Below are 19,299 nucleotides of genomic sequence, written 5' to 3' on the forward strand. Positions count from 1 at the left end.
TCTTCCGCGAGAGACCAGTTGGTTGAATTGCTGCCTACTCTGCGAAAGGTGTTAGGCGCCAATCACCCGGAAACCCTCATTGCGTGCTCCGAGATTGCTAACTTGACCGGATCGGCTGGCGATTATTCTTCCGCGAGAGACCAGTTGGTTGAATTGCTGCCTACTCTGCGAAAGGTGTTAGGCGCCAGCCACCCGGAAACCCTCATTGCGGAATCCAACTTTGCCCACTGGGTTCGTCGATCATCCGATGGATCCCCTCAATGACATGTTGATGCCGTATCGAGATCCCTACAGGCTGACCGTCGGGCGCTTGGTCGACACGAAGGTTAGTACTGGGCCCATTTTCCCCGTGGCGCGGGGAAGGACAAACATCCGCTCGTCCGTACGGTGGTTGGTGTGACTGAGGTTTCGTACGTCCGTCTCGACGCCGCCGCTGCCGCCGCGATGCTGGACCAGTTGGCCGATGCGTATGCCGACGCCTACGGCCAGGTCCCCGGCGAGGACGCAGGCGTCAAGGCGGACGCTTTCTGTGACCGGGCGACGGCTGCGCTGGGTGCCCGCAACTACGAGCTGGTGACAGCCCGGAGCGGCGACGAGCTGGTGGGTTTCGTCTTCGGGTACAGCCTGCGGCAGGAGCGGGACTGGTTCGGTGGGCTCGATCCGGCGCCCGAGCCGGGTTTCACCGACGAGCGTGGCGGCGAGCGGACCGTGGTCCTGGCGGAGATCGAGGTACGCAAGGCGTGGCAGGGCAAGGGCATCGGGCGCGGCCTGCACGACACGTTCCTCGGCGGTCGACGCGAGGAGCGGGCGACGCTGTCGGCCAACCCGGTCGCTACCGCCACCCACGCACTCTACGAGCGGTGGGGGTGGCGGCGGGTCGGCACGAAGCCTGGACCTCCGGGTGCCTACTACCGGGAGTACGCCGTCTTTGTGCGCTCGCTGCGGTCAGCCGAAGGGCGTTGACCGGTAGCTGCGTACCGCCTGGTCGAGCTCTTTGACGGAGCGGGTGCGTTTCCACGGGTCGAGCCCACGGCGCAGCTTCTGCACCTGCTGGGTGATCCGCTTGCTGGAGTTGACCGAGGTCAGCTCGACCGCCTCGGTGGCGGTCCGGCAGGCCTGGTCGATGTCGCGCTGCTGGGCGAACGCCTCGGCGCGGTACAGCAGCCCGAACGCACGGTTGTGCAGGTTGCCCGGGTCGATCAGGCACAACGTCTTGTCGGTGGCGGCGAGCACCCGGTCGGCGTCGTGGAAGCCCAGCGCCTGCTGCGCGGTGGTGCTCCAGTAGAACGACTCGTCGTAGAAGTACCACCACGATTGCCGGGGGCCGTCGTCGGCCTGCGCTTCCTGTAGGGCGGCGTACTCGCGGTCGAGATTCGCCTGAGACCTGTCGGCCTGCCTGTCGGCGGTGAGCGCGCGCACCGCGACATCGGCGGCATAGGCGCGGGCGTACGGGCTGCCGCTCTGCTCGGCCCAGGCGGTGGCGGCGGCGGCGTGGTCGATGCCGATCCGGGGTTTTCCCTGCCAGGTCGCCAGGTGGCTCATGGTGCACAGGATGTAGGTGACCAGCTCCACGGCGCGTGCTTCGTGGGCGGCGGAGCGGGCGTCGTCGTAGAGCCGCTGCGCGGAGCCGTAGTCGCCCATGTTGAAGCACAACCAGCCGGCCAGCTGGGTCAGCTCGGCGTAGGCGGCGATCGCCCGGTCCCGGTGCGGCCCGGCGGGGGCGGCCTTGGCCTGCTGCTCGGCGGTGCGCCGGTAGGCCAAAGCGCTGGGCAGGGTGGCACCCGCGCCGAGGACGTCGCCCTGCTTCCGCAGGTAGGGCATCATCTCTTCGCAGTGAGCCAGCGTCGCCGGGTCGAACGTTCCCGGTCCGGCGGACGGCGGTGCCGCGTTGGCCGGCTCGGCCGCACCCGCCAGCTCGGTCAGCGGCGCGGTGGTGGCGACCGCGAGCGCGGCGGTCAGTTTGCCGAGCATGGCCCGGCGGGTCTGCGGGTCCGGTATCCGTTGCATCCACATGACGATGACCTGCGCCAACTCTCCGAAGTTGACCTCCTCGGGCAGGCGGTGCAGGCCGGTGAGGTCCGCTCGTGGCGGGGCACCCGCCTCGGCGCCGGGTCGCCGGCCGAGCAGGTCGCGAAGCAGGATCTCCGCTTCTCTCGGCACCATGGTCTCACCGGTGAGGACGGCCGAAGTACCCCGTGCGACGGTGAAAGTTGCTCGGGTTGCGGCATCGAGGTGGCGGAAGCTGGGCAGGTCGGCCAGCAGATCGGCGACGGCGCACTCGTAGATCTCGGCCAGGCGGACCAGGTTGTCCTGCGACGGCGTGTAGCCGCCCTTACCGGGCCAGATCTCCCAGTACGAGAAGCTCTTGTGGGTCTTGGGCTCGTCGGGCCAGCGCCGGTTCCACTCCTCGGCTGCCTGCGCCTGGCTCCAGCCCCGGGCGGCGCGGAGCGCGGCCCGGGGGTTGAGCCGAAACCGCTGCCGGAAGACCTCGGCCACCTCGACCCACGTCTTTCCCTCCGACCGTAGCTCGGCCGCGAGGCGAGTCTGCTGCTGTCGAAGACTTTCCGATCTTGATTCAGTCATGCCGTCACCCGCCCATGATCAGAAAGATCCGCAGACCTATTTGGATAGACGATACGCGACTGCTTCGACTTTGGGAACTTCCCCGCGTCACGGGGAATAGGCGATTCGGAATCTCCGGATGTCGGCGGGTGGTGGCGTGCGTGTGACGTAGGCGACCGTGGATGTAGTGAGTCACGCGAGCGGCAATTAATAACTCGAATGTATCCGTCGACATGTCTCCACGGAGGAAAGCGCATGGCCGGAAACAACCCGCCGAGTAGCAGGTACTGCCCGTCGCCGTACCTCGGTGGTAATGAAGATCCGACGCCGGACCGGCCGCCGTTGCCGCGACGGACGCCGGGGCACACGGACATCGGGCGCGATCCACGGTTTCGGCTGCTGGGCGCGCGTGCGGTGGCACCCGCGCCGAATGCCGAGTGTGCGGCTGTCGACGCCGAGCGGCCGGTGCTGGACGAGGCGGCGGCGGCGATGCGGAACCGGCCGGACGTCGACGTGTTGGACTGGGCGCGGGAGACGGTCACCGAGCACATGCCGAGCCGGTTGGCCGAGTGCCGGGCGTGCGACGGGCCGGCGTTCTGCCCGCCGTTCACCAACGCGTTGGCCGTGCTGGACCGCTGGGATCACAGTCGGGCGCGTCGGGTGCGGGCGGTGTTGCAGTACGCCGGACTCTGGCCGGACGGGTACGTCCACGACGGGCGGGACGACTGATGGCCGACGGGGAACTCCTGCGGGTCGGTGACACGCTGCATCTCGGCAAGGCCGACTGGGTGTTCGGCGACCGGCCGATGACGGTCCGGGTCTCCGACATCCGGTACGGCCTCGACGACGCCGACTCCCCGGTGGTGGGCATCCTCGCCACGATCACCTCGGCCGGGCGGGACGGGCGGATGGCCGCGATCGGCGTCTACAAGAGTGCCCTGACCCGCTCCGGCGTGGTGCAACGCCGGCAGCCGCCCAACGGCGTCGACCCCTTTCCAGCCGCACACCCGTAGACCTCTGCCGCCCGCTGCCCGCCGTCCGTTTGAGCCGGGGTCGGGTCGGTGGCGGCAACCACCAGCCCGACCCCATCCCAAGCTGCGATTGAAAGTGGACCACGATGGACGTTTGTGCCCTGACCAGTGCCGTGTTGCTCGGCTACCTCGCCGGGCTGTTCTCGTTCAAGGTGAAGAGCCGCTGGTGCCCCCGCTGCGGCGAACTTACTACCGCCAAGCCGCCGCCCTAAAGCGTCGGGCAGTGAGGTTGGGCACCTCGGCCCGCCCAGGAAGACCGGACCCTGGTCGACCCCCGACGGTCGGGACCAGGCAGGCCACCACCAACGCGAGCAGCACCCGGACGTTGTCGGTCAGGTCTGCGGTGGGCAGCCCGTCGCCCATCGACATCACCGGAAGGATCATGGTGGCAGCCACCAGACCGGTCCAGGCCAGTGCGCGGCCTCGGCGCTCGCCCACCACCAGTAGGGCGGCTAGTACGAGCCAGGTCTGATGGTGGGTCCAGGACACCGGCGAGAACGCCAGGCCGGCCGCGCCGACGATCACCACGCCAGCCAGCCGGTCCCCGTCCCGGTAGGCGACCGCGCCGCGTACCAGGGCGATCGTGACCACCGCGAGCCCGGCGGTGAACAGCACGAGGGTACGAGCGTCGTCGGGTGCTCCCAACCGTAGTAGGGCACCGTTGATCGACTGGTTGCCGGCGGTGACGATGTTGCCGACCCGGTCGACGTCCCACATCTCGGTGAGCCAGAACCGCGCCGACTCGCCTGGCAGGATCAGCCAGGCCAGGCCGGTACCGGCGAGGAAGGTCCCGGTCGCGGTGACCGCCGCCCGTCGCTCGCCGGCGAGCCACAGGTACGGGATGAAGATCAGCGGGGTGAGCTTGATCGCGGCGGCCAGTCCGGTGGCGACACCAGCTAGCCGACGCGGGGCACGCCCCAGGCAGTCGACCAGCACCAGCAGGGTCAGGATCACGCTGACCTGGCCGAACCGGAGGTTGCTGGAGACCGGAGCCGACGCGAACAGCAGCAGGGCGATCGCCGCCGGTGCCACCTGCCGGGGCAGGAGCCGGTGGGCCCCATCGGCGCGGGACACGATCACGGCGAGCAGCGCCACCAGCGCAACGGTGGCCGCCGTCCAGATCACCCGCAGCACGTCGATGTCGATCAGCGTCAGCGGTACGAACAGCAGGCCGGACAGGGGCGGATAGGTGAACGGTGCCCCGGTGCTCGCCGCAGCGTAGTCGTAGAGGCTGGTGCCCTGCCGTAGCCCGGTGACCGCCTCCACGTATACGTCGAGGTCGGCGAGCCGGTCGTGCCGGGCGCGGGTGAGCGCCGCCACCGACTGGGCGACGGCGACGACGGCTGCGGCGAACCAGACGGCGACCGCGACCCGGACCGGGTGAACGGAGCCGCTGCCCTTCAACCGGGGTGGTGTGCCCTTCGGTCGGTGCGACGTGGACGACCGGATTCGGTGCACGCTCTGCCCCCGTAGCCCTCCCGCCGGATCAGTACGCTGGATCATACTGGACACTGCTGTCCCTCCGGTCCGTACCGGTCCCGCCAACAGATCGACATGCGTCGGCGGAACCGGCTCGATCGGATCCCGGCACGTGGCCCGGTCACCCGGTCTGTTGGCTCGGGCCCCACTGGCCCGGCTGATGCTCGGGTCGGCCCGTCAGGGCATGGTCAGCTTGGCCAGAAACGCTTGATGGTCGGTGTAGAACATCAGGTACGTCTCGGTGTCGTAGAACGGCGTGTCGTTGGTCGCCATGATGTGCTGCACGTTTCCGTCGCCTTTGCGGGTGTATCCGGACGGAACGCAGTTCTGCACATTCTCCGGATCACTGGTGTCATATTCCAGGTTGAGGTCGCCGCCGATCACAGTGGGTCGGTACACGCCTTCATACGTGCGGATCGCGGGGATGACCCCAGTCAGCAGTTCCAGGCACTGAGCGAGGGCGACCGGCTCGCTGTTGCTGCTCAGATGAGTTGTGCAGGCGTAATAGTGGTCGATGGCGTACAGGCAGGCGAAGGCGCGCTTCTCGTTGCCGGAGTCCTGGTTGCCGTAATGTCCGCCGAAGGCGTCGAAGCCGTAGTACATGGAGTCAGGCATGTGCCCGATCACAGCTACCCCGTACTCGTCGCCGTTTGTGCAGGTTACCGGGGTTCCAGCGGCGGTGACGGCGGGCATGAACACGTAGAACGCCCAGTCGCCGGCCCATGCGCCGGCCATCGCCGGCGCGAGGTCGTTCGCGACGTCCCCGAGACAGACCTCGTTGACGGTGACGAGGTCTGGCATGAGCAGATAGATCATGTACGCGCCCTCGTCGATCGCGTACCCGTCGGCGTAACAACCGGCGTGACCGCTGTTGCAGAGGTTCATCTGCAACTGCCAGAAGTCACCGAAGGCGGTCCCGCTCGAGCGTTTACTGAAGCCCTGCTGCGGCAGCGGAGGGTGGCCCGTCACCTTTGGTGGCGCGGCGCGGGTCACCGTTCCCGGTGCGATCGCTCCGGTGCGGGTCGCACCCTTCGCGTCCCGCCCCGTGACGATGTGGGTGCCCTGTTCGGTGACAATGCGTGCATCCTGGGTCGGGTTGGCAGGCGGTGCGGCCTGGGCCGGCATGCCGGACATCATCAGCAGGGCGCTGGTGGTCAGTGCGGTGAGTAGACTGAGTGGGGCCGTGACTCCGGTCCGGTGAGGGTGGCTGGTGTCTTTCGATTTCGGGAATCCAGCGTCCACGTACGTTCCTCCCGTGATGTTGAGGGTGGGGACCTCGATCGACGCACCAATGGAGCGCCTGGGAAGACAAGTGAGCGCGACGATCCAGCCGAGGGGTTGCCGTCAGGCTGCTCTTGGATTGCTTGCCTGTCCTTCCCCGTGTTGGTCCAGGCGCAGGGACACCGTAACGCCATTGACTGATGGGAGTCAATGCATAAAGAGCTGGATCGACTGTGAATCTTGGTTCAGTCCTTGGTCGGGCCAAGTGGGAGTTGATCGAGCCGCTATTGCCGCGCCGGCCACATCGATCACCAGGACCACGACCGGCCCGACCGACCCCGCCAGCAAGGTATTCTGTACGTGCTGCACACCGGGATCGGCTGGGAGGACCTGCTGGCGCCGCCTCAGCAATCAGGCCAGCCCAAGATCGTTTAGAAGATCATCTGACGAAAAACCGGGCGACACGCCGGCGCCATCCCGGTTTTTCGTCAGATGATCATGGGGGTAGGCGTGCAGGATCGACGATCGGTCGTCCCGATCAGGGGCCGGAGAAGGTGCTGAGGCCGGCGAACGCAATGAGGCCGGCCAGTACGCCGGCGAGTCCGGTGAAGGCCTGCGTCCAGCGCGTCGTCGGGGAGATGGCGTACCGGGCGCCCCAGATGGCGAACACTACAAGGGCGGTCCCACCGAGGAGGAAGCCCCATCCGAGGGGCATCGGGCCGGTGTCGGGGCTCAGGTCGTGCAACCGGCCAGCCGCGACGGTCACCGCCATCACCAGGACCACTGTGTTGAAGGTGGCGTCTGCCGCGTCCAGCCGGTTGGTGAGGCTGTCGAACACGGTGACCACGCCGATCGCCGTGGCGGCGATCGTGGTTACGATCCGCGCCTGGCTGGTCAGCCAGGGCAGCACGACTCCGATGCCGCAGCACAACCCGAGCGTCGCCATCGCGGCCGCACCGATCGGCTGGCGGGCGTGACCCTGGCGCAGCAGATAGGGCATGCTCAGGAAGGACGACAGCATCACCGCACCGAGTGTCCACTGCAGCACCCACAGGACGACGTTCATCGCGGCGCGTTGGTAGGGGCCGCGCGGCCGGTGCCGGCCGAGGGAGCGCCGCCGGTCCGCTGTGGCGGGAAGGCGTCCAGGAGTTGGCGTTCGGCGGCGTCGAGGTAGGCGGTCAGGACCCGATGGGCCTCGACGAACTCGCCAGTGACGAGTAGCTGGTGGATCTGCCGGTTGTCTCGGATGTAGGGCTGGTGGAACGCCTGTACGGCGGGGACCACCAGAAACACCAGGCGTAGCTCGGCCAGCAGGCGACGCGCGGTCTGACTGAGGCGGCTGTTGCCGGCCAGGTCGGCGATGGCCTGGTGGAACCGCATGTTCGCCGTACCCACCTTCGCCCAGTCACCGGCGGCGGCGGCGACCTCGGCCGCCTCGACCGCCTCGCCGACGCGGTCCAGCGCGCCGGGTGGCGCGTCGGCGGCGGCGAGGACCGCGGCACCCTCGATGATCCGGCGGAACGCGTAGAGATCCCGGACGTCGGCGGCGGTCAGTTCCCGGATGAAGACGCCGCGGTTGAACTCGTGCGTGAGCAGGCCCTCGTGCGACAGCAGCCGGAACGCTTCCCGCAGGGTGTTGCGGGACACCCCTAGTGCCTCGCACAGGGCGTTCTCGCTCAGCCGGACACCGGGCGGGAAGACGCCCTCGGTGATCCGTTCACGAAGGACGTCCGCAACCCGTTCGCCGTAGCCGCCGAGGTCGAGGCGGGTGCGGTCGTCGGTCAGTCGGGCGACCCAGTCTTCACGCATCGCAGCTGCCACGACTGGAGGATACAAACAGTCGGATCGTTCAACGATCCGGTCACGCAGGACACGAGCAACCATCGATCTAGTATTGCAGGATTGTTGAACAATCCGCTACCTTCATCGTGTGTCGCATCCAGCGGAGGCTGCTATGTCCAAGCGCACGTCCCTACCTGTCGGCGTTGGTGCCCGCGCGACAGCGACCCGAGGAGGCCGACGATGAACCTGGAGGCCAGCCTCCGGGAGCGGGCGGCGCTGGACGATTCCGCCGCGATGGTGGAGCTGGCGCAGTGGCTGTTGGTACGGGGTCGGCGGTCCGAAGCTCAGCAGTGGCTGCGCAACGCCGCCGCCGCTGGCGACCTCGTCGGGATGACTCACCTGGGCGCGCGGCTCGCCCAGGAGGGCGATCTGCATGGCGCGAAGAGTTGGCTCGAGCGGGCCGCCGAAGCCGGGCAGGCCACCGCGATGGTGAGTCTGGTTATGGTGCGGGTCGACATCGCCGCAGGCCGTCACGGCAACCTGCGCACCCACCTGTTGCCGCGCAGCGGACCGGTGCACGACCGGAAAACCAGGCACTGGTGGCGACGGGCGGCCGAGGCGGGGGACCCGCTGGGAATGTTCCTCTGGTCGGTTGTCTGCGCGCGACGCAACCGTCCCGACGACAGCCTCCGGTGGCGGGAGGCCGCTGCCGAGTGCCGCGATCCAGCCGTGTTGCGCGCCATCGGCGACTTCTGCCGAATGCACAACGTGGACGACGCCGAGCCGTGGTACGACCGGGCGGTCAGCGCCGACGGTGACCCGATCGAGCGGTCGACCGCAGCCGCGCGCCTAGCTGAGCTGCTCCCCGATGACGAGGCCGAACGGCGGCTTCGCGACGCGGCCACATCGGTCGGAGCGTACGGCCGGGGTGTCCTCGGCGAGTGGTTGGAGCGGCGCGGACAGGTCGCGGAGGCCGAGGAGTGCTACCGCGCCGCCGCCGAGCAGGGCAGCCACCGCGCGATGAACAATCTAGCCGCCATCCTGCTGGATCGGGCCGAGACCGGCGCGGCCGAACGCTGGTTCCGGCTGGCCGCCGACGACGGGTTCGCCGAGGCCATGAGCAACCTCGCGGCCGTTCACCTGCGTCGCGGAGATCAACAAAGCGCGGCGTTCTGGCTGATCCGGGCGGTGGGCGCGGAGAACGACGTCGCCTGGCCGGCACTGCGGCAGATGCTCACGGGTGAGGGCCTGGACCTGCTCTCCGGTGCGGTCGCCGGTGACACGCACCAGATGGCACTCGCGGGTACCTGGCTGGCGCGCTCGGCGATGACGGCGGAGGCGGAACCCTGGCTGCGGCGCGCGGCTGCCGCCGGCGATCCCGACGGCATGGACAGCCTGGGCTTCATGCTCAGCCAGCGACCCGGTGGCGGCACCGAGGCGGAGGCGTGGCTGGGCAAGGCGGTCGACGCGGGCAGCGTCAACGCCTGCTGCGAATTCGGCGTCTTCCGCGAACGCCAGCAACGCTATGCCGAAGCCGAAGAGCTCTACGCACGTGCCGCACGCGCCGGGCACGTCCTGGGTATGACGAACCTGGCCTCGCTGCTCGAGCAACGTGACGAGCTGACCGAGGCCGAACACTGGTACCGACAGGCCGCCGACCACGACCATCCCCGCGCCATGTCCAACCTTGGACGCTTGCTGGAACTGCGGGCCGATCACGGTCAGGCCGAGCATTGGTTCCTGCGCGCGGCCAGGACCGGCGACGCCGACGCGATGCACAACCTCGGCGCGATGTACGGACGCCGAGGCGACGAGCAACTGGCCCGGCTCTGGTACGTCAAAGCCGCCAAGGCCGGCTCCGACATCGCCAAAGCCAAGATCACCGGCCGATTCTGACCACCACGCGGTCCCGTCCACGTGCGACATGAAGATCAGATGACGAAAAACCGGGCGACACGCCGGTGCCGTTCCGGTTTTTCGTCATCTGATCATGGAGAACAGCGCGGTTGCCGACCGACCCTGGCTCAGGCGCCGCCGGGGTTGAGGGTGACGGTCAGCGGGGTGAAACCGGAGCCGGTGACGTCGACACCGTCCGCCTCCGCAGCTTCGAGCGCCTCGGTGATGTAGTCGTTGGTGTAGGCCAACCCCTCCGGCTCGGCGGTCAGCACCGTCTGGCCGTCCTGGTTCTTCGTGGCCAGCGACAACTCGACCGTACGCGCCCAGTCCGCCTCGTCGATCAGCCCGATCCCGCCGGTCGACGGCCAGATCAGCTTGTTGACCTCGTTGACCTGCCACAGCTGATGGCTGGCGCCCAACGTCGACCCGGCCGCGACGGACAGGTCCCGGCACTCCTCCGGGTTGTCCCGGCAGTACGCCCAGCCCTTGATGGTGCCGGTGAGGAACTTGACGGTCTGCTCCTGGTACGCCGGGTCGTCGAGCTTGGTGGTGTCGGCCCAGATGGCGTCCTGCAGCATCGCCGTCCCGACCTCGTTCCAGTCGAGCACCGTGAAGTCCTCCGGCGTGTACAGCTCACCGGTGTCCGGGTTCTCCGCCTCCAGCAGCTGCGCGTACTCGTTGTAGCTCATCGCCTGGGCGGCGTCGATGTCGCCGCGCAGCAGCGCCTGCATGTCGAACTGCTGCTGCACCAGGGTCACATCGGACCCCGGGTCCAGCCCGGCCTGGGTCATCGCGGCGAACAGCTCGAACTCGTTGCCGAAGCCCCAGTTGCCGACCTTCTTGCCGCGCAGGTCCGCCGGCCCGCTGATGCCGGAGTCGGCGAACGCCACCTGGTAGGTGCCGGAACGGGCGAAGATCTGCCCCACGTCGGTGATCTCGGCACCCTGCTCCCGCGACGCGAGCGCCTTCGGCACCCAGGCGATCGCATAGTCGGCCTGCCCCTGGGCGAGCACCGTCTGCGGGACGATGTCCACCCCGCCTTCGAGCAGCTCGACGTCGAGCCCTTCCTCCGCGTAGAAGCCCTTCTCGACGGCGGCGATGTAGCCGGCGAACTGGGCCTGGAAGAACCACTGCAACTGGACCTTCACCGTGGTGGTGCCGTCGGTGGCACCGCCACCAGCCTCCGGTTCCTCGTCCGCCGTACCGCAGGCGCTGATCAGCAGCGCGGCACCCGTCAACGCCGCCGCGGCGGCCAACCGTCTTCTCATCTTCGTCGTTCCTCCTGGTCGCGATGATGGAGCGGGGGACTACGGCGCGGGACGGGTGCGCCAGGGGAGGTGGGGGTCACGGGGCCTGGCCGGTGCGCCACGGCATCGCGAGGCGTTCCAGCAGCAGGGTCGCCAGGTAGAAGACCAGGCCGAGCAGGCAGGCGCCGACGACGAAAGCCCAGGCCCGGGGGTACGCGGTGAGCGAGGCCGCCGAGGTGATCCGCGCCCCCAGCCCGTCCTGCAGCCCACCGAAGTACTCGGCGACCACGGCCGCGATCACCGCCAGCGACGACGCCTGCCGCAGCCCGGTGAAGACGAACGGCAGCGCGCCGGGCAGCCGGACCAGCCGGGCGAACGTCGCGCCGCTGGCGGCGTAGCTGTCCATCAGTTCGCGGTGGATCGGCTGCACCTGGCGCAGCCCACGCAGCGTGTTGACGAAGACCGGGAAGAACGCGACCAGGCCGACGACGATCCGCCGGGGCACGCTGCTGGCCGCGTCGAACATGTTGTTCAGCACCGGGGCGAGCGCGATGATCGGCAGCGCGTTGACCAGCGCGGCCAGTGGCACCGACACCTCGCTGAGCAGCCGCAGCCGGCTGACCGCCAACGCCACCAGCACCCCGAGCGCTGCCCCGGCCAGCAGCCCGATCAGCGCGTTGGTGCCGCTGGCCAGCCCGGCGGTCAGCACCACGGTACGGCTGGCCCAGAACTGTTCGGCGATCGCTGACGGGGCCGGCAGCACATAGGAGGCGACCCGGCCCAGCCGTACCGTCGCTTCCCACAGCGCCAGCCCGGCGAGCCCGACGGCGACCGGCGGCCCGGCCGCCCGAAGCGCTTTCACGCCACCGCCGCATCCGCAGCCGGCGTACCGGTGCCGCGCAGCGCCCGGCGGACCTCGGTGACGGCGGCGAAGAACTCCGCCGACTGCCGGGTCTGCTCCGTACGCTCGCCGAGGTCGACGTCGACGACGGCGGTGATCCGACCCGGCCGGGCCGACATCACCACCACCCGGTCGGACAGGTACACCGCCTCGGAGATCGAATGGGTGACGAAGACGGTGCTGGTCGCGGTGCGCGCGCAGATGCCGAGCAGTTCGTCCTGCAGGCGTTCGCGGGTCATCTCGTCGAGGGCCCCGAACGGTTCGTCCATCAACAGCAACGGCGGGTGTACGGCGAGCGCCCGCGCGATCGCCACCCGCTGCTGCATGCCACCGGACAGCTGAGCCGGGTAGTGCCCGGCGAAGTCGGCCAACCCGACCAGGGCCAGCATCTCGTCGACCCGGGCCCGCCGCTGCGCCCGCCGCACCCCGCGCAGCTCCAACGGCAGTTCCACGTTGCGCCGCACCGTCCGCCAGTCGAAGAGGCCGGCCTGCTGGAAGGCGATTCCGTACTCCTGGTCCAGTCTGGCCTGCCGGGCGGGTTTGCCGTTGACGGTGACCGTGCCGGCGGTCGGGGTGATCAGGTCGGCGATCAGCCGCAGCAGGGTGCTCTTGCCGCAGCCGGACGGCCCGATCAGCGACACGAACTCGCCCCGGCCGATGGCCAGCTCCACCCCGGTCAGCGCGGTGACCGCGTCGGCCCGGCCGGCGTGGAAGACCTTGTCGACCCCGGTGAGACCGACAGCGAACTCGCTGCTCATCCGGTCACCGCCACCCGCCGCTGGTGCCGGGTCAGTCCGACCTCCAGCAGGGTCACCGTGGCGGCGACGACCAGGCCGAGGACGGCGGCACCGAGGATCGCCGCGTACACCTTCGCCGGGGCGCTGGTCGCCTGCCGCGAATATTCCAGGATCAGTCGGCCGATGCCGCCCCGGGTGCCGGTGGAGATCTCCCCGACGACCGCGCCGACCACGGCCGCCGCCCCGGCCAGCCGCAGCGCCGGGAACAGGTACGGCAGCGCGGCCGGTGCCCGCAGTTTCCACAGGGTGCGCCACCAGCCGGCGGCGTAGCTGCGCATCAGCTCGACCCCGGCGGCCGGCGGCGACTGCAGGCCGCGCAGCATGCCGACGGCGACCGGGAAGAACGCCAGGTACGCGGCGATCACCGCGACCGACATCCACGGCTGCCACGGGTAGGTGCCGATGGACAGCCGCCCTCCCCAGCCGGCGATCACCGGGGCCAGGGCGACCAGCGGCACGGTCTGCGACAGCACCACGTACGGCAGCAGTCCACGCTCGACGATCCGCCACCGCTGCATCGCCACCGCCAGGACCAGCCCGACCAGCGTGCCGGCGGCGAACCCGACGCCGGTCACCCCGAGGGTGAACAGGCAGGCGTCCACGACGACCCGCCACACCGGCTGGCCGGCGGCGACGTCGACAGCACCTAGGCCGGCGACCACGTCGGCCAGGTGCGGCATGGCGGCGTCGTCGGCGCGCGGCAGCAGCGGTACGCCGTACAAGTCGGTGCCGTCCGGGTCGCCGACCAGTTTGTAGCCTTCCCAACCGGTGGCGGCGAGGGCGAGCGCGGCCAGCGCGACCCCGGCGACGCTGGCCCGGCGCGTCCAGCCGCTGGTCAAGACGCGACCACCCGGCGGTACGCGGGGATGATCTGCTCGCCGTACGCGGCCAGGGTCTCCTGCTTGGCGTCGTGTTGCAGGTAGACGGCGAACTGGTCGACGCCGAGATCACGCAGCTCGGCGAGCCGCCGCAGGTGCTCCTCGGCCGGGCCGAGCAGGCAGAACCGGTCGATGATCTCGTCGGGCACGAAGTCGGTGTGGGTGTTGCCGGCCCGGCCGTGTTCGGCGTAGTCGTAGCCCTGCCGGCCGGCGATGTAGTCGGTGAGCACCTTCGGCACCGCGCTGCCGCCACCGCCGTAGCGGGCCACGATGTCGGCGATGTGGTTGCCGACCATGCCGCCGAACCAGCGGGTCTGCTCCCGCTGGTGGGCCAGGTCGTCGCCGACGTAGGCGGGGGCGGCGACGCAGAAGGTGACCGCGTCCGGGTCGCGGCCGGCACGTTCGGCCGCCGCCCGGACCGCACCGATCATCCAGGCGGCGATGTCCGGGTCGGCGAGTTGCAGGATGTAGCCGTCGCCGACCTCGCCGGCCAGGGCGAGCGCCTTCGGCCCGTACGCGGCGACCCAGACCTCCAGCGCCCCGTCACTGACCCACGGCAGGGTGATGTCGCGGTCGCGGTAGCGCACGGTCCGCCCGGCGGCCAGGTCGCGGATGACGGTGACGCATTCGCGCAGCTCGGCGAGGGTGGTGGGGCGGGCACCGAGGACCCGTACCGCTGAGTCGCCCCGGCCGATGCCGCAGACCGTACGGTTGCCGTACATCTCGTTGAGGGTGGCGAACGTCGACGCGGTGACGGTCCAGTCCCGGGTGCTCGGGTTGGTCACCATCGGCCCCACCGTCACTGACGAGGTGGCGGCGAGGATCTGGCTGTAGATGACGAACGGCTCCTGCCACAGCACGTGCGAGTCGAACGTCCACACGTGGCTGAAGCCGGCCTGCTCGGCCCGTTGGGCCAGCGACACCAGCTCCCGGCCGGGCGGGTCACACTGGAACACGACGCCGAAGTCCATGCTCGCCTCCTTCACAGCAGGTAGTCCGACAGGCCGCGGCGCAGGTAGCGGCCGTGGCCGGCGCGGCCGTGGTAGGCCCCGTCGCCGCTGACCAGGACGGTGCCGCGGGAGAGCACGGTGTCGACCTTGCCGGTGATCTCGAACCCTTCGTACGCCGAGTGGTCCATGTTCATGTGGTGGGTGGCCGCCGAGATGGTGGTCCGGCCGGCCGGGTCGTAGACGACGATGTCGGCGTCGGAGCCGGGGGCGATGACGCCCTTGCGCGGGTAGAGGCCGAACATCCGGGCCGGCGTGGTGGCGATCGTCTCCACCCAGCGGGCCAGGGACAGTTTGCCGTCGACGACGCCCTGGTAGACCAGGTCGACCCGGTGTTCGACGCCGCCGATCCCATTGGGGATCTTGGAGAAGTCGCCGAGGCCGAGTTCCTTCTGGTCCTTGAAGCAGAACGGGCAGTGGTCGGTGGAGACTACCGCCAGGTCGTTGGTGCGCAGCCCCCGCCACAGGTCGGCGCGGTGGGGTTCGTGCCTGCTGCGCAGCGGAGTGGAGCAGACCCATTTCGCGCCCTCGAAGCCGGGCGCGCCGAGCTGGTCCTCCAGGGCGAGGTAGAGGTACTGCGGGCAGGTTTCGGCGAAGACGTTGCGGCCGGTGTCGCGGGCGGCGGCGACGGCGGCGAGGGCTTCGCTGGCGGACAGGTGCACGATGTAGAGCGGGCAGTCGGCGGCGACCCCGGCCAGCGCGATGGCCCGGCTGGTCGCTTCGGCCTCCAACGCGGCCGGGCGGGTCAGTCCGTGGTGGATCGGGTCGGTCTCGCCCCGGGCGAGGGCCTGGCCGATGAGCACGTCGATGGCGATGCCGTTCTCGGCGTGCATCATGATGGTGGCGCCGTTGTCGCGGGCCTTCTGCATGGCCCGCAGGATCTGGCCGTCGTCGCTGTAGAACACCCCCGGGTACGCCATGAACAGCTTGAAGCTGGTGATCCCCTCGGTGGCGACCAGCGAGTCCATCGCCTTGAGCGATTCGTCGTCCACCCCGCCGATGATCATGTGGAAGCCGTAGTCGACGTGGCAGTTGCCCTCGGCCTTCGCGTGCCAGGCGGCCAGCCCGTCGCCGACCACCTCACCGGCACGCTGCACCGCGAAATCGATGATCGTGGTGGTGCCGCCGTGTGCGGCGGCCCGGGTGCCGGTGTCGAAGGTGTCACTCGCGTTGGTGCCACCGAACGGGAGCTCCATGTGGGTGTGGACGTCGACGCCGCCGGGGATGACGTACTTGCCACTGGCGTCGAGGACGTCGACGCCAGTGGCCGGCCCGGTGCCGGGGGAGTGCAGCGCGGTGATCGTCTCGCCGTCGACGAGCACGTCGGCGGCGTACGGTCCGGTGGGTCCGATCACGGTGCCGCCGGTGATCAGCAGACTCATGGCTTCCTCCGCCGGCTCAGGGTTGGACCAGGTCGCCGTAGGCGTCCGGGCGGCGGTCGCGGTAGAAGGCCCAGCGGTTGCGGACCGTCTCGATTAGGCCGAGGTCGAGGTCCCGGACGATTAACTCCGACTGGTACGGGTCCCCGGTGTCGCCGACGAACTTGCCTTCCGGGTCGACGAAGTAGGAGGTGCCGTAGAAGTCGTTGTCGCCGTAATCGGCCTCGACGCCGACCCGGTTGATCGCGGCGATGAAGTACTCGTTGGCCACCGCTGCCGCCGGCTGCTCCAGCTTCCACAGGTACGACGAGAGGCTGCGGCTGGTCGCCGACGGGTTGAACACGATCTGCGCGCCGGACAGGCCCAGCGCCCGCCAGCCTTCCGGGAAGTGCCGGTCGTAGCAGATGTAGACGCCGATCCGACCGACGGCGGTGTCGAAGACCGGGTAGCCGAGGTTGCCGGGGCGGAAGTAGAACTTCTCCCAGAAGCCCTTGACGTTGGGGATGTGGGTCTTGCGGAACTTGCCCAGGTAACTGCCGTCGGCGTCGATCACGGCGGCGGTGTTGTAGAGCAGGCCGGCCTGCTCGCGCTCGTACATCGGCAGCACCATCACCATGCCGTGCTCGGCCGCGAGGGCGGCGAACCGTTCGGTGATCGGCCCGGGGATCGATTCGGCGTACGCGTAGTACTCGCTCTCCTGCACCTGGCAGAAGTACGGCCCGTAGAACAGCTCCTGAAAGCAGATCACCTTGGCGCCCTGGGCGGCGGCCTGCCGGACGTACTCCTCGTGCGCTTTGATCATGGATTCCTTGTCGCCGGTCCAGGCGGTCTGGACGATGGCGGCGCGGACGACTCCTGACATGGGCGGATCCTCTCTGCGGTACCGGTTTCCCGGCACCATTGATCCACTTCGGACAGCATGGCTGATCCGGTTGACCGGCCGTGACCTGCGCTTCCTGGCCCCGAGAAGGTACGACTGTAACCACGTGGGCAATGGCTGACAATAATATCCGTGTTACCGCCTGTTTCGGATGTGTAAGACGGTCAATTACCTACGATGGCCATCGATCTGATTTCGGCCCGGCATGACAACCGGGGCGGTGCCGCGAACCGCGACACCGCCCCGGAAGGCGTGCTGACCCGGTACGCCTCAGGTGGCGCGGCAGGTCACCGACGGTGTGCCGCCGGAGTTCGAGCCAATGAAGCCGAAGTTGGTACTGGCTCCGGCGGCGAGGCTGCCGTTGTAGCTGACATTGCGGGCGGTCACCGTCGAGCCGCTGGCCGAGACGGTGGCGTTCCACGCCTGCTGCACGGTCTGTCCACTGGGGTAGCTCAGGGTCACCGTCCAGCCGCTGATCGCCGACGCGCCCGCGGTCACCCGTACGTCACCCTGGAAGCCGCCGGACCAGCTCGAGGCGACCGTGTAGGACGCGGTGCAGCCGGCCGAGCCGGGCGGCGGCGCGGTGGTCGGTGGCGCGGTGGTCGGCGGCGGCGTGGTCGGTGGCGCGGTGGTCGGCGGCGGGTTGCTACCGCCGAAGTTCACGTCGCTGCAGAAGTAGTAGGACTGGTCCATGTGGCTGGCCTGCCAGATGGTGTAGACCATGTGCCGGCCGGTGCGCCCCGGAGCGGTCGCCGGGATGTCGATCTGCACCCCGCTGGGCACGCTCTGCCACTGCGACGCCGGTGTGTTGCCGATCTGGGCTACGAGCTCCAGATTGCCCCAGCCCAGCGCCTGGGTGATCGGGTTGAAGCCCTGCCGGGTCACGTAGACCCGGATGTAGTCGGCGCCGTGGCTGGCCCCGTCGAACAGCCGGACGTTGAAGGAGTTGTTGATCGACGTGGCGCGCCAGTCGCCGATCGCGTCCATCGCGTTGTAGCGACCGCCTTCGGTGCGTCCACCGCTGCAGAGCTGGCCGTCCGGGATGGCGCCCTGGTGGTTGCCACCGACGCCCTCCCGGTAGAGGCCGTTCCAGTTCCACATCGCGGCGGCGTTGGCCTGCCACGCCTGGTAACACATGGGGTCCTCGGTGGCCATCTCCGGCGCCATGTGGTTGTCGCCCCAACGCTCGAGGCAGCCGTAGTTGCGTGAGGCCGGGCTGATCACCGAACCGTGCGCCGAGGCGACGTTGGCCAGCGCCGTGGTCAGCAGCAACCCGGCGGTGACCGCGACAACCAGGGCGTACAGCCCCAGCGGTCGGCGGTCGGTGGTGGTGGGAAGGGACATGACGACTCCAACTGTGGTGGGTACGCGCCGGTGGACGGCGCGACCTGGTTACGTGTGCGTTCTGCCCGGAAGATGCGCGTGGTCGTCGACGCGTGCCGAGTCAGTGGAGAGTTGCCCTGCTCCCCACGCGGATGTCAGGCTCCTACGCGGTACCCTGAGGTTGGCATCATGATCGATATTTGTCAATGGTGCTGGTTGGTCGTGGTATCGAAGATCGCTCTTGGTATCGCTGGGTTATGGCGAGTGTCGGGCGGCTGCCGTCGGTGGCAGGGACGGTCGGTGGTGCGGACCCACCGTCCCTGCCGTGGCAGGAGAAAGCGCTTTCCTCAGAGCGGTTGACATGCAACTACGAAGTCAACACGCTCGCCGGCCGGAACTCGGTATCCCACGGGCCGCAGCGAATGCCGTCGTCGGACACCCTGCCGGGTGATTTCCGGCGCAACCGCCCGCACCCCGCCGACCCAACCGGGAAGCTCGCTGAGTAGCGGACGACGGAGGTGGCGGATTGTCAGCGACCACGGAGGCCTTCTTCGCCGGTCTCGACGAACGTGCCCCCCGGCTACCCCCGACGATCGACGGCACGCTGCGATTCGACGTGCGGTACCGCGACCACATCGAGCAGTGGCTGCTGCACTTCGCAGCCGGCGGTGTACAGGCCGAACAGTCCGGTGCCGACGCGGACTGCGTCGCCGTCATCGACGGCCCACTGTTCGAGCGGCTACTGCGCGGCGAGGACCGGCTGTGGGCGACCTTCGTTCGGTTCGCGTTCATTGTCGAGGGCAACATCTTCATGGTGCCGGCGTTCGAGCGGCTGCTACCCGACACCGTCGGTGCCCGTCACCCCCGGCAGTTGGCCCAGGGCTGGGGGAGAGCACGGTGAGGAACCTGAGCTACA

20 protein-coding genes are annotated in these 19,299 nt (G+C 69.1%); 7 read left to right on the plus strand and 13 right to left on the minus strand.

Translation table 11 applies throughout. From position 1 onward, the window contains the following. Window positions 1-48 precede the first annotated feature (48 nt). Window positions 49-264: a tetratricopeptide repeat protein gene (locus ACFHW1_RS10775; protein ID WP_416615384.1), complete on the plus strand. Its 216-nt coding sequence runs from the start codon at window positions 49-51 to the stop codon at window positions 262-264. Between the two features lie 132 nt (window positions 265-396). Then, window positions 397-963, plus strand: a complete 567-nt coding sequence (locus tag ACFHW1_RS10780; RefSeq protein WP_416557409.1) for a GNAT family N-acetyltransferase — start codon at window positions 397-399, stop codon at window positions 961-963. On the opposite strand, the gene ACFHW1_RS10785 is transcribed toward ACFHW1_RS10780, so the two are convergent. Continuing rightward, window positions 946-2,583, minus strand: a complete 1,638-nt coding sequence (locus ACFHW1_RS10785; protein WP_416557408.1) for a helix-turn-helix transcriptional regulator — start codon at window positions 2,581-2,583, stop codon at window positions 946-948. The genes ACFHW1_RS10780 and ACFHW1_RS10785 overlap by 18 nt on opposite strands. Before the next feature lie 393 nt (window positions 2,584-2,976). Here ACFHW1_RS10785 and ACFHW1_RS10790 point away from each other — a divergent pair, with 393 nt between their 5' ends. From ACFHW1_RS10790 to ACFHW1_RS10800, 3 genes are all read left to right on the plus strand, one after another. Then, window positions 2,977-3,291, plus strand: coding sequence for a hypothetical protein (locus ACFHW1_RS10790; RefSeq protein ID WP_416615323.1), 315 nt, complete (start codon window positions 2,977-2,979; stop codon window positions 3,289-3,291). Continuing rightward, entirely contained in the window at window positions 3,291-3,575 is a 285-nt protein-coding gene (locus ACFHW1_RS10795; protein WP_416557406.1) for a hypothetical protein, read from the plus strand. Before ACFHW1_RS10790 ends, ACFHW1_RS10795 begins: the two co-directional genes overlap by 1 nt. Window positions 3,576-3,679: 104 nt before the next feature. Continuing rightward, window positions 3,680-3,805 (plus strand): hypothetical protein, encoded by a 126-nt coding sequence (locus ACFHW1_RS10800; protein ID WP_416557405.1) that lies wholly within the window; start codon window positions 3,680-3,682, stop codon window positions 3,803-3,805. Here the strand turns inward: ACFHW1_RS10800 and ACFHW1_RS10805 are convergent. The 4 genes from ACFHW1_RS10805 to ACFHW1_RS10820 form a co-directional block, all read right to left on the minus strand. After that, window positions 3,783-5,096 (minus strand): glycosyltransferase 87 family protein, encoded by a 1,314-nt coding sequence (locus ACFHW1_RS10805; protein ID WP_416557404.1) that lies wholly within the window; start codon window positions 5,094-5,096, stop codon window positions 3,783-3,785. The two genes, ACFHW1_RS10800 and ACFHW1_RS10805, sit on opposite strands and share 23 nt — an antisense overlap. 153 nt (window positions 5,097-5,249) lie before the next feature. Continuing rightward, complete coding sequence (locus ACFHW1_RS10810; protein WP_416557403.1) at window positions 5,250-6,314, minus strand: hypothetical protein; 1,065 nt, start codon at window positions 6,312-6,314, stop codon at window positions 5,250-5,252. Between the two features lie 517 nt (window positions 6,315-6,831). After that, entirely contained in the window at window positions 6,832-7,359 is a 528-nt protein-coding gene (locus tag ACFHW1_RS10815; RefSeq protein WP_416615324.1) for a hypothetical protein, read from the minus strand. Further along, the gene (locus tag ACFHW1_RS10820; RefSeq protein ID WP_416557401.1) at window positions 7,356-8,114 is read right to left on the minus strand and encodes a GntR family transcriptional regulator; all 759 of its coding nucleotides are present in this window, start codon (window positions 8,112-8,114) and stop codon (window positions 7,356-7,358) included. The genes ACFHW1_RS10815 and ACFHW1_RS10820 overlap by 4 nt, the downstream gene beginning before the upstream one ends. A 201-nt stretch (window positions 8,115-8,315) precedes the next feature. On the opposite strand from ACFHW1_RS10820, the gene ACFHW1_RS10825 reads away from it, so the two are divergent. After that, window positions 8,316-9,971: a tetratricopeptide repeat protein gene (locus tag ACFHW1_RS10825; protein ID WP_416615325.1), complete on the plus strand. Its 1,656-nt coding sequence runs from the start codon at window positions 8,316-8,318 to the stop codon at window positions 9,969-9,971. A gap of 128 nt (window positions 9,972-10,099) precedes the next feature. Here ACFHW1_RS10825 and ACFHW1_RS10830 read toward each other — a convergent pair whose 3' ends face one another. From ACFHW1_RS10830 to ACFHW1_RS10865, 8 genes are all read right to left on the minus strand, one after another. Next, window positions 10,100-11,239, minus strand: a complete 1,140-nt coding sequence (locus ACFHW1_RS10830; protein ID WP_416615327.1) for an ABC transporter substrate-binding protein — start codon at window positions 11,237-11,239, stop codon at window positions 10,100-10,102. 76 nt (window positions 11,240-11,315) lie between these two features. Then, window positions 11,316-12,080, minus strand: coding sequence for an ABC transporter permease (locus tag ACFHW1_RS10835; RefSeq protein WP_416615328.1), 765 nt, complete (start codon window positions 12,078-12,080; stop codon window positions 11,316-11,318). After that, on the minus strand, window positions 12,077-12,877 hold the full coding sequence (locus ACFHW1_RS10840) for an ABC transporter ATP-binding protein (protein WP_416590890.1): 801 nt from the start codon (window positions 12,875-12,877) through the stop codon (window positions 12,077-12,079). Before ACFHW1_RS10840 ends, ACFHW1_RS10835 begins: the two co-directional genes overlap by 4 nt. Then, window positions 12,874-13,755 carry an ABC transporter permease gene (locus ACFHW1_RS10845; protein WP_416590889.1) on the minus strand — a complete coding sequence of 294 codons (882 nt, stop codon included), beginning with the start codon at window positions 13,753-13,755 and terminating at the stop codon, window positions 12,874-12,876. The genes ACFHW1_RS10840 and ACFHW1_RS10845 overlap by 4 nt, the downstream gene beginning before the upstream one ends. Beyond that, window positions 13,752-14,765 carry a TIGR03842 family LLM class F420-dependent oxidoreductase gene (locus ACFHW1_RS10850; RefSeq protein ID WP_416557395.1) on the minus strand — a complete coding sequence of 338 codons (1,014 nt, stop codon included), beginning with the start codon at window positions 14,763-14,765 and terminating at the stop codon, window positions 13,752-13,754. Before ACFHW1_RS10850 ends, ACFHW1_RS10845 begins: the two co-directional genes overlap by 4 nt. Before the next feature lie 11 nt (window positions 14,766-14,776). Next, window positions 14,777-16,183, minus strand: coding sequence for a dihydropyrimidinase (hydA, locus tag ACFHW1_RS10855; protein ID WP_416568780.1), 1,407 nt, complete (start codon window positions 16,181-16,183; stop codon window positions 14,777-14,779). A gap of 16 nt (window positions 16,184-16,199) precedes the next feature. Then, window positions 16,200-17,042, minus strand: a complete 843-nt coding sequence (locus tag ACFHW1_RS10860) for a nitrilase-related carbon-nitrogen hydrolase (RefSeq protein ID WP_416568781.1) — start codon at window positions 17,040-17,042, stop codon at window positions 16,200-16,202. 288 nt (window positions 17,043-17,330) lie between these two features. Next, on the minus strand, window positions 17,331-18,404 hold the full coding sequence (locus ACFHW1_RS10865) for a lytic polysaccharide monooxygenase auxiliary activity family 9 protein (protein ID WP_416557392.1): 1,074 nt from the start codon (window positions 18,402-18,404) through the stop codon (window positions 17,331-17,333). Window positions 18,405-18,909: 505 nt separating this feature from the next. Here ACFHW1_RS10865 and ACFHW1_RS10870 point away from each other — a divergent pair. After that, window positions 18,910-19,284, plus strand: a complete 375-nt coding sequence (locus ACFHW1_RS10870; protein ID WP_416557292.1) for a hypothetical protein — start codon at window positions 18,910-18,912, stop codon at window positions 19,282-19,284. The last annotated feature ends 15 nt before the right edge of the window (window positions 19,285-19,299 follow it).

The sequence above is a fragment of the Micromonospora sp. LOL_014 genome (genome assembly GCF_048060245.1).
In the GTDB taxonomy this organism is placed as follows: Bacteria; Actinomycetota; Actinomycetes; order Mycobacteriales; family Micromonosporaceae; genus Micromonospora_E.

Excerpts from the sequence above, each read along its gene's own strand:
- ACFHW1_RS10815 (WP_416615324.1), bottom strand. The coding sequence starts at position 7,359 with ATGAACGTCGTCCTGTGGGTGCTGCAGTGGACACTCGGTGCGGTGATG.
- ACFHW1_RS10795 (WP_416557406.1), top strand. The coding sequence starts at position 3,291 with ATGGCCGACGGGGAACTCCTGCGGGTCGGTGACACGCTGCATCTCGGC.
- ACFHW1_RS10830 (WP_416615327.1), bottom strand. The coding sequence starts at position 11,239 with ATGAGAAGACGGTTGGCCGCCGCGGCGGCGTTGACGGGTGCCGCGCTG.
- ACFHW1_RS10860 (WP_416568781.1), bottom strand. The coding sequence starts at position 17,042 with ATGTCAGGAGTCGTCCGCGCCGCCATCGTCCAGACCGCCTGGACCGGC.
- ACFHW1_RS10850 (WP_416557395.1), bottom strand. The coding sequence starts at position 14,765 with ATGGACTTCGGCGTCGTGTTCCAGTGTGACCCGCCCGGCCGGGAGCTG.
- ACFHW1_RS10840 (WP_416590890.1), bottom strand. The coding sequence starts at position 12,877 with ATGAGCAGCGAGTTCGCTGTCGGTCTCACCGGGGTCGACAAGGTCTTC.
- ACFHW1_RS10785 (WP_416557408.1), bottom strand. The coding sequence starts at position 2,583 with ATGACTGAATCAAGATCGGAAAGTCTTCGACAGCAGCAGACTCGCCTC.
- hydA (WP_416568780.1), bottom strand. The coding sequence starts at position 16,183 with ATGAGTCTGCTGATCACCGGCGGCACCGTGATCGGACCCACCGGACCG.
- ACFHW1_RS10865 (WP_416557392.1), bottom strand. The coding sequence starts at position 18,404 with ATGTCCCTTCCCACCACCACCGACCGCCGACCGCTGGGGCTGTACGCC.
- ACFHW1_RS10825 (WP_416615325.1), top strand. The coding sequence starts at position 8,316 with ATGAACCTGGAGGCCAGCCTCCGGGAGCGGGCGGCGCTGGACGATTCC.
- ACFHW1_RS10800 (WP_416557405.1), top strand. The coding sequence starts at position 3,680 with ATGGACGTTTGTGCCCTGACCAGTGCCGTGTTGCTCGGCTACCTCGCC.
- ACFHW1_RS10805 (WP_416557404.1), bottom strand. The coding sequence starts at position 5,096 with ATGATCCAGCGTACTGATCCGGCGGGAGGGCTACGGGGGCAGAGCGTG.